Origin of the sequence: Evtepia gabavorous, assembly GCF_003425665.1 — a bacterium.
In the GTDB taxonomy this organism is placed as follows: domain Bacteria; phylum Bacillota; class Clostridia; order Oscillospirales; family Oscillospiraceae; genus Evtepia; species Evtepia gabavorous.
This window is the reverse complement of the sequence record NZ_QQRQ01000043.1, coordinates 1-8,344: the sequence shown is the minus strand read 5'-3', so window position 1 is coordinate 8,344 and position 8,344 is coordinate 1. Positions and strand designations below refer to the sequence as shown.

Here is an 8,344-nt window from a genome sequence, read left to right as displayed (position 1 = left end):
GAACGGGTCCCCCCCGCAAACAAAGACAACGCCGCCCGCCGTTATCCCACGGTGGGCGGCGTTTCTGCACCGCATTCAGCTGGCGGCGCGCCGCAGCACCCGCCAGGCGGGGCCGGCCAGCCGGTCCACGGCCCAGGCGTATAGGGCGCCCAGGGCGTTGTTGCCCACCCGGAAGAGCACCACGCCGGGCAGGCCCAGGGTTCCCACCATGATGGACATGGCGCCCAGGGAGTTAAACACCGCCTGCCAGCCATAGGTGGCCGAAAGGCCCACGCCAATGCCGCCGAAAATCCCCAGATAGGGCAGCAGACTGCCCGGCAGCAGGCAGTACAGCAGGCAAAAGCCCGCGCCCCCCGCCAGGTTGCCCCAGATCCGTCCCTTCACCCGGCCGGGAATGGCCTGCCGGCTGGGCAGCAACACCGACATGGCGGCAATCCCCATCCACATGGGCCGGGGAAAGCCCAGACCATGGGCCAGCACCAGGGCCGTGGCCACCCCGAAGGCCGCCTTCAGCTGCCAGCGGCTGCGCGCCTCCCCCAAGCTCCAGGCGCGGAGCACGGCGGGAATGCCCTCCCAATAGGGGTCCGCTCTGTGGTTCCGGGCATAGACCAGCAGGGTCAGGCCGCAGCCCACTGCCAGGGCCGCCAGCCGGCTGGGAAATGCCGCCGCCTCCACGTCATAGCCATACAGCAGCAGATACCCCAGCACCAGGGTCAGATGGTTCCCCATCCCCACATTGTGGCAGCCCAGCACCAGGATCACCAGCAGACTCAGGCCATGGACAGCCAGTTCCCCGCCCAGCTCCGCCAGGTTGGCCAGCCGGGGGCCAAAGGCCAGCACCAGAAACACAAGACCCAGGGCCAGCAGGCTCTGGCCCCGCCGCATGCCCAGGTCCGCCTGCCGGAACACCATCAGGCAGAGCAGAACCACCACGCCCACAATGTTGTTCTCCGCCCCAAACACCCAGCCGTACAGGGTGACAAAGGCCACACAGAACACCATGGTCAGCAGAATCTTCACCAGATATACCAGCAGGTGCCAGGCCTTGGCCCGCCTTCCCACCGCCTCCTGGATCATCAGCTTGGAGCCCGCCTGATTGAGCTGCAGTTCCTGATAAAAGGTCATCCTTCGCCCTCCTCTTTTGAAAACAGGCCCATGATAGCATATCTTCCACCAAAAGGCAACGCCTCTGCGCCCCCGGTCTGGTCCCTCAGGACTGGTGAAGTTTGACCTCCAGGTGGGGATAGGGGATGGAGATGTGCTCCCGGTCAAAGGCGGTTTTGATCTCCTCCAGCAGGTCGTGGTACACCGTCCAGTAGTCCCCGTTCTCGCACCAGACCCGGATGGTATACTCCATGGCGCTGTCCCCATACCCAGACAGACGGGCAAAGGGGGGCGGGTCCAGCAGGATTTTGTCGTGATCCTTCAGCACCCCCTGGATGGTCTGCTTCACCTTCTCCACCGGCGCGTCATAGGAGGCCGACACCGTCAGATCCACCCGGCGCAGGGGCTCCGTGGTGTAGTTGGTCACCTGGGCATCCACCACAAGGCTGTTGGGCATCAGGATGCGCCGGTTGTCAATGGTGGTCAGCTTGGTGTACACCAGGCCGATCTCCTGCACCGTCCCCCCTGTCTCTCCAATCTCCACATAGTCCCCCACCTTAAAGGGTTTCGTCCCCAGGATGGTCAGTCCCCCGGCCAGGTTGGACAAGCTGTCCTTCACCGACAGGGAGACCGCCAGACCCAGAATGCTCACCAGGGCCAGCAGGGAGCTGGCGTTGATGCCCAGGGAATCCGCCACCACCATGAGGGTAATAAACCACAGCAGGATATTGGCCATGGACCGGATGAAGGTGTGCAGGCTCTTCTCCACCTGGCTGAAGCGGTTCAATCCCCGGTCCAGCAGTTTGAGCAAAATGGCCTTGATCACCAGACAGATGACCAGCAGCAAAAGGGCAAATAGGATGGTCTTCAGGGCCTCCCCCCAGCCCCCCCGCAGCAGCTGGTTCACCCCGGTCTGCACGCTGTTCTCCAGGGTTTCTGTGTCAATGGTGCTTGTACTCATGTCTCCGCCTCCTCTCAGCACGTGGAACAATGGCTCCATAGAAAAAAACAGAAGGGCAAAGCAGAGGCTTTGCCCTTCTGAAAAACGTGAGAAACTTACTCAGCGGTCTCGGTAACAACGCCGGAACCCACGGTACGGCCACCCTCACGGATAGCGAAGCGCAGGCCCTTCTCAATGGCGATGGGGGTGATCAGCTCCACGTTCATGACCACGTTGTCGCCGGGCATGCACATCTCAACGCCCTCGGGCAGGGAGATGACGCCGGTCACGTCGGTGGTACGGAAGTAGAACTGAGGACGATAGTTGTTGAAGAAGGGGGTATGACGGCCGCCCTCGTCCTTGGACAGGACGTACACCTGGCCAGAGAACTTGGTGTGGGGCTTGATGGAGCCGGGCTTAGCCAGAACCTGGCCTCTCTCGATCTCCTTCTTGTCGATACCACGCAGCAGGGTGCCCACGTTGTCGCCGGCCTCAGCATAGTCCAGCAGCTTGCGGAACATCTCGATGCCGGTGATGACGGACTTCTTGCTCTCCTCGGCCAGGCCGACGATCTCCACGGCGTCGCCCATCTTGATCTGGCCACGCTCCACTCTGCCGGTGGCCACGGTGCCACGGCCGGTGATGGTGAACACGTCCTCCACGGGCATCAGGAAGGGCAGCGAGTCATCACGGGGAGGTGTGGGGATGTAGCTGTCAACAGCGTCCATGAGCTCCTTGATGCAGGCATAGTCAGGGGCGTTGGGGTCGTCGGACTCGCAGGTCAGGGCGTTCAGAGCGGAACCCTTGATGACGGGCAGGTCATCGCCGGGGAACTCATACTTGCTCAGCAGCTCGCGGACTTCCATCTCCACCAGCTCCAGCAGCTCCTCGTCGTCCAGCAGGTCAACCTTGTTCAGGAAGACGACGATGGCGGGCACGCCCACCTGACGGGCCAGCAGGATGTGCTCACGGGTCTGGGCCATGGGGCCGTCGGTGGCGGCGATGACCAGGATCGCGCCGTCCATCTGGGCAGCACCGGTGATCATGTTCTTGATATAGTCGGCGTGGCCCGGGCAGTCAACGTGGGCATAGTGACGGACGTCGGTCTCATACTCCACGTGAGCGGTGTTGATGGTGATGCCGCGCTCTCTCTCCTCGGGGGCCTTGTCGATGCTGGAATAATCCTCGAACTGAGCCTTGCCCTGCAGGGCCAGGTACTTGGTGATGGCAGCGGTCAGGGTGGTCTTACCATGGTCAACGTGACCGATGGTACCGATGTTTACGTGGGGCTTGGTTCTTTCAAACTTTTGCTTGGCCATGATTGATAATCCTCCTCAAAATACAGACAAAAGGCTGTTTTACTGATCATGCGATTTCAGGTAGTCCTATTTTACAGGATATCCCTTGAAATTACAACGGGAAAATCCGGATTTCTTGCACAATTCCAAGAAAATTCCAGTTATTCCGCGCCGTTGCGCTTCTCGACAATCTTGTCGGTGATGGACTTGGGAATCTCCACATAGCTGTGGGGCTCCATGGAGTACTGGCCGCGGCCCTGGGTTCGGCTGCGCAGGTCGGTGGCGTAGCCGAACATCTCGGACAGGGGAACCAGCGCGTCGATCTGCTGGGCGCCGGGGCGGGCCTCCATGCCCTGGATCTGTCCGCGGCGGGAGTTCAAATCGCCGATGACATCGCCCATGTAGTCCTCGGGGACGATGACGGAGACCTTCATGATGGGCTCCAGCAGGCAGGCGTTGGCCTTCCGGCAGGCCTCCTTGAAGGCCATGGAACCGGCGATCTTAAAGGCCATCTCGGAGGAGTCCACCTCGTGGAAGGAGCCGTCGTACAGAGTGACCTTCACGTCCACCACGGGGTAGCCGGCCAGAATACCGGCCTCCATGGCGCCCTGAATGCCGGCGTCCACGGCGGGGATATACTCCTTGGGGATGGCGCCGCCCACGATCTCGTTGACGAACTCATAGCCCTTGCCGGACTCGTTGGGCTCCACACGGATCTTCACGTGACCGTACTGGCCCTTACCGCCGGACTGCCGGGCATACTTGGTGTCCTGCTCCACCGACTTCTTGATGGTCTCCTTGTAGGCCACCTGGGGTGCGCCCACGTTGGCCTCCACCTTGTACTCCCGGAGCAGACGGTCCACGATGATCTCCAGGTGGAGCTCGCCCATGCCGGCGATGATGGTCTGGCCGGTCTCCTCGTCGGTGTAGGTCTTGAAGGTGGGGTCCTCCTCGGCCAGCTTCATGAGGGCCACGCCCATCTTTTCCTGGCCGGCCTTGGTCTTGGGCTCGATGGCCACCCGGATGACGGGCTCGGGGAACTCCATGGACTCCAGAATGATGGGGGCCTTGTCGTCGCACAGGGTGTCGCCGGTGGTGGAGTTCTTCAGACCCACCACGGCGGCGATGTCGCCGGAGTAGACGGTCTCAATGTCCTCCCGGTGGTTGGCGTGCATCTGCAGAATCCGGCCGATGCGCTCTCTCTGCCGCTTGGTGGAGTTGAGCACGGAGGTGCCGGTGTTCAGCACGCCGGAGTACACGCGGATAAAGGACAGACGGCCCACATAGGGGTCGGCGGCAATCTTAAAGGCCAGGGCGGAGAAGGGGGCCTTGTCGTCGGCGGGACGCTCGTCCTCGTCGCCGGTGTCGGGGTTCACGCCCTTGATGGCGGGGATGTCCAGGGGGGAGGGCATGTAGTCCACGATGGCGTCCAGGAGCTTCTGGACCCCCTTGTTCCGGTAGGAGGTGCCGCAGGTCACGGGGACCAGCAGGTTCTCAATGGTGCCCTTGCGCAGGGCGGCCCGGATCATGTCCGCGGGGATGGGCTCATCCTCCAGGGCCAGCATCATGAGCTCCTCGTCCAGGTCGGCGCAGGCGTCGATGAGCTTGGTCCGGTACTCCTGGGCCAGGTCCATCATGTCCTCGGGGATCTCCTCCACCCGCATGTCCTTGCCCTCGGCGTCGTAATAGACGTCGGCCTTCATTTCCACCAGGTCAATGATGCCCTTGAAGGTCTCCTCGCTGCCGATGGGCAGCTGGATGGGCACCGCGTTGCACTTGAGGCGGTCATGAATCATGTTCAAAACGTTGTAGAAGTCCGCGCCCATGATGTCCATCTTGTTGACGTAGATCATGCGGGGGACCTTATAGTGGTCGGCCTGGCGCCACACTGTCTCAGACTGGGGCTCCACGCCGCCCTTGGCGCACATGACGGTGACAGAACCGTCCAGCACCCGCAGGGAACGCTCCACCTCCACGGTGAAGTCCACGTGGCCCGGGGTGTCAATGATGTTGATCCGGGTCTGGGGGAACTGGCCGGCGGTGCCGGTCCAGTAGCAGGTGGTGGCGGCGGAGGTGATGGTGATGCCCCGCTCCTGTTCCTGGGCCATCCAGTCCATGGTGGCGGTGCCGTCATGGGTCTCACCGATCTTATAGTTGACGCCGGTGTAATACAGGATTCGCTCGGTGGTGGTGGTTTTTCCGGCGTCGATGTGGGCCATGATGCCGATGTTTCTGGTGTTTTCCAGAGTAACTTTACGTGCCATTCTTCTTTTTCCTCCAGATTACCAGCGGAAGTGTGCGAATGCCTTGTTGGACTCGGCCATCTTATGGACCTCTTCCCGCTTCTTCACGGCGCTGCCAAGGTTGTTGGCGGCGTCCATCAGCTCTGCGGCCAGACGCTCCTTCATGGTCCGTTCGCTGCGCTTGCGGGCATAGGTGGTCAGCCAGCGCAGGCCGAGGGTCTGGCGGCGCTCCGGGCGCACTTCCATGGGCACCTGATAGGTGGCGCCGCCCACACGGCGGGCCTTGACCTCCAGGGACGGCATGATGTTCTCCATGGCGGCGGTGAAGACCTCCAGGGGATCCTTGCCGGTCTGCTCCTTGACAATGTCAAAGGCGCTGTAAACCACTTTCTGTGCCACGCCTTTCTTGCCGTCGAGCATAATGCTGTTGATCAGCTTAGTTACCAGTACGGAACGGTACATAGGATCGGGCAACACTTCCCGCTTGGGTACGTTTCCTCTTCTGGGCACTTTGCTTCCCTCCTTCATAAAAAAATGATTTCATAGGTACTCGAAAAGCCGCTGCTTTCCGTGTGGGACAAGCAGACCTTGTCCCGTGCCTGCCTTGAGAGCTTCCCCAAACCCTGTACCATGTACCGGATTTCTATGGTAAGCGACTCACGGCAAAGCCTTTGCTTTGCGCTGAGCGCAAAAAATCAGTCAAAAAATGTGCTTCCCGGGCTCCTTACTTCTTGCCGGCCTTGGGTCTCTTGGCGCCGTACTTGGAGCGGGCCTGCATCCGGCCGTTGACCCCCTGGGTATCCAGGCTGCCGCGGATGATGTGGTAACGCACACCGGGCAGGTCCTTGACACGGCCGCCGCGGATCATGACCACAGAGTGCTCCTGCAGGTTGTGGCCCACACCGGGGATGTAAGCGGTCACCTCATAGCCATTGGTCAGACGCACACGGGCGATCTTCCGCAGTGCGGAGTTGGGCTTCTTGGGGGTAGAGGTACGAACGGCGGTGCACACCCCTCTCTTCTGGGGGGAGGGCAGGTCGGTCTCCTTGTTCTTCAGGGTGTTCAGGCCCTTCTGCATGGCAGGAGAGTTGGACTTGTAGGTCGCCTGTTCTCTTCCCTTGCGAACCAGCTGATTAAACGTAGGCATGTGGTTCCTCCTTTCTCAAAAATTACAATGGATTTATATTCTAACCGCCCAGGACAAAGCCTATGCGGCGAATATCGAAAAAAGTCTGGGTCAGTCCACCACGGCGGCCACCGCGCTGCCCACAGCGATGCCGCAGGCACTGCCCAGGGCGGCCATGGTTGCCACGGCCTCGGTCTCGGTTCCCTGCTCCCGGCAGAGAAGCTCGATGGGTTCTGTCACCCGGGGGTCGGCGTCTTGGGCCAGAAAGACCCGGCGGGCCGTCCCGTTTTTCAGGGCACGGGTGACCTGCTTGGCCCCCGTCACCTTTTTGGCAGACTTCAGATCGGTCAGCATCGCGCGGTCTCTCCCCTTTCCAGGCCGTCTCGAACCGGCCCCATGCTTCCCATTCCGACGGATTTTGCCCGTCAAAAATAGTTCATCGCAATCTCGGATTTTAGCACAATTTCTTCCTCCCGTCAAGTAGTGACTCTGTGGGAAGATCACCGCCGGGAGGGGCTGTGCTTGGGCACTTTGTCCCCCCGGGGCAGGCCCTCCCCCTATCGGAGGAAAACATCCCAGTATGTCCAGGCCGTCAGGGCCGCCACTTGCAGGATCAGAATGGCCGGCATCCCCAGGCGAAAGGTCCAGTGGCGGGTCTTGTGGCGGAAAAAGCCCATACCCAGCAGGGCGCCCACGCTCCCCCCGGCCAGGGCGGACAGAAAGAGAACCTTCTCCGGCAGACGCCATCTGCCGTGTTTGGCCTTCCACTTGTCCACGCCCATAAGGCAGAAGGCGGCCACGTTCCAGCCCAAAATCCACAGCAGTACACCGGCGCTCATGGGGATTCCTCCTTTCGTTTTCCGGTCTCGTCCCCGGCGATCTCCCGGGCGGTCTGGGTCTGCCGGGAGGCGTAGCCGATGACATGGGGGCCATATCGGTCCCGGAGGGCATCCATGGTCCGCTCCAGCTTCTCCTGTTTGCCCCGCCGCACAGCGGCCTGGGGGGTGAAGAGGTCCAGCTGCTCCCCCGCCTCCTCCTCCGGCACCAGTCCGGCGGCGGTGATGGTCATGGCCCGCAGGGGGGCCGACCAGTTCCAGGTCCCCTCCAGCAGCTCCACCACGCACTGGAAGATCACCCGGGAGACATTGGTGGGGGCGGGGGTCCCCTTTTGGCGTTGGATGGTCTTAAACTCCGGGCTGCGCAGGGACACCTGCACCGTGGTACACTTGAGCTGATGCCGCCGCAGCCGCAGGGCCACCCGTTCCGCCAACAGCTGGGCCCCCGCCTGGATCTCCTCCGCTCCCGTCAAATTCCGGCGGAAGGTGAGGCCGTTTCCCACGGACTTGGGAGGCGGGGTCTCTCCCGCCGGGCGGACAAGGCTGTGGTCCCAGCCGTTGGCCGCGTCGTGGAGCTGCTCCCCGTGTTTGCCCAGCCATTTCTTCAGGTCCTCCCGGCGGGCGCGGGCCAGGTCCCCAATGGTATGGATGTGGTGCTCCGCCAGCATCCGGGCGGAGGCCCGCCCCACAAAGAGCAGGTCCGTCACCGGCAGGGGCCAGAGAATCTGGGGCACCTGTTCCCGGGAAATGACCGTGGTGGCGTCGGGCTTTTTGTAGTCGCTGCCCAGCTTGGCAAA

The 8,344-nt window shown here is 62.0% G+C and carries 9 protein-coding genes; all 9 read right to left on the bottom strand.

Annotated elements, in window-relative coordinates; all coding sequences use genetic code 11:
• Nucleotides 1–75 precede the first annotated feature (75 nt).
• Complete coding sequence (locus DV520_RS11790) at nucleotides 76–1,125, bottom strand: FUSC family protein (protein ID WP_117142990.1); 1,050 nt, start codon at nucleotides 1,123–1,125, stop codon at nucleotides 76–78.
• A gap of 85 nt (nucleotides 1,126–1,210) precedes the next feature.
• Nucleotides 1,211–2,065, bottom strand: a complete 855-nt coding sequence (locus DV520_RS11785) for a mechanosensitive ion channel family protein (protein ID WP_021919020.1) — start codon at nucleotides 2,063–2,065, stop codon at nucleotides 1,211–1,213.
• A 95-nt stretch (nucleotides 2,066–2,160) separates the two neighbouring features.
• Complete coding sequence (gene tuf / locus DV520_RS11780; protein WP_021919019.1) at nucleotides 2,161–3,363, bottom strand: elongation factor Tu; 1,203 nt, start codon at nucleotides 3,361–3,363, stop codon at nucleotides 2,161–2,163.
• 140 nt (nucleotides 3,364–3,503) lie between these two features.
• The gene (gene fusA, locus DV520_RS11775) at nucleotides 3,504–5,606 is read right to left on the bottom strand and encodes an elongation factor G (protein ID WP_021919018.1); all 2,103 of its coding nucleotides are present in this window, start codon (nucleotides 5,604–5,606) and stop codon (nucleotides 3,504–3,506) included.
• Between the two features lie 18 nt (nucleotides 5,607–5,624).
• On the bottom strand, nucleotides 5,625–6,095 hold the full coding sequence (rpsG, locus tag DV520_RS11770; protein ID WP_021919017.1) for a 30S ribosomal protein S7: 471 nt from the start codon (nucleotides 6,093–6,095) through the stop codon (nucleotides 5,625–5,627).
• Nucleotides 6,096–6,309: 214 nt separating this feature from the next.
• On the bottom strand, nucleotides 6,310–6,732 hold the full coding sequence (gene rpsL / locus DV520_RS11765; protein WP_021919016.1) for a 30S ribosomal protein S12: 423 nt from the start codon (nucleotides 6,730–6,732) through the stop codon (nucleotides 6,310–6,312).
• A gap of 90 nt (nucleotides 6,733–6,822) precedes the next feature.
• On the bottom strand, nucleotides 6,823–7,065 hold the full coding sequence (locus DV520_RS11760) for a L7Ae/L30e/S12e/Gadd45 family ribosomal protein (RefSeq protein WP_021919015.1): 243 nt from the start codon (nucleotides 7,063–7,065) through the stop codon (nucleotides 6,823–6,825).
• Nucleotides 7,066–7,268: 203 nt separating this feature from the next.
• Complete coding sequence (locus DV520_RS11755) at nucleotides 7,269–7,550, bottom strand: DUF1294 domain-containing protein (RefSeq protein ID WP_021919014.1); 282 nt, start codon at nucleotides 7,548–7,550, stop codon at nucleotides 7,269–7,271.
• On the bottom strand, nucleotides 7,547–8,344 hold a 798-nt coding region (locus DV520_RS11750), incomplete at its 5' end, for a DNA polymerase Y family protein (RefSeq protein WP_420810951.1). The genes DV520_RS11750 and DV520_RS11755, both read right to left, overlap by 4 nt.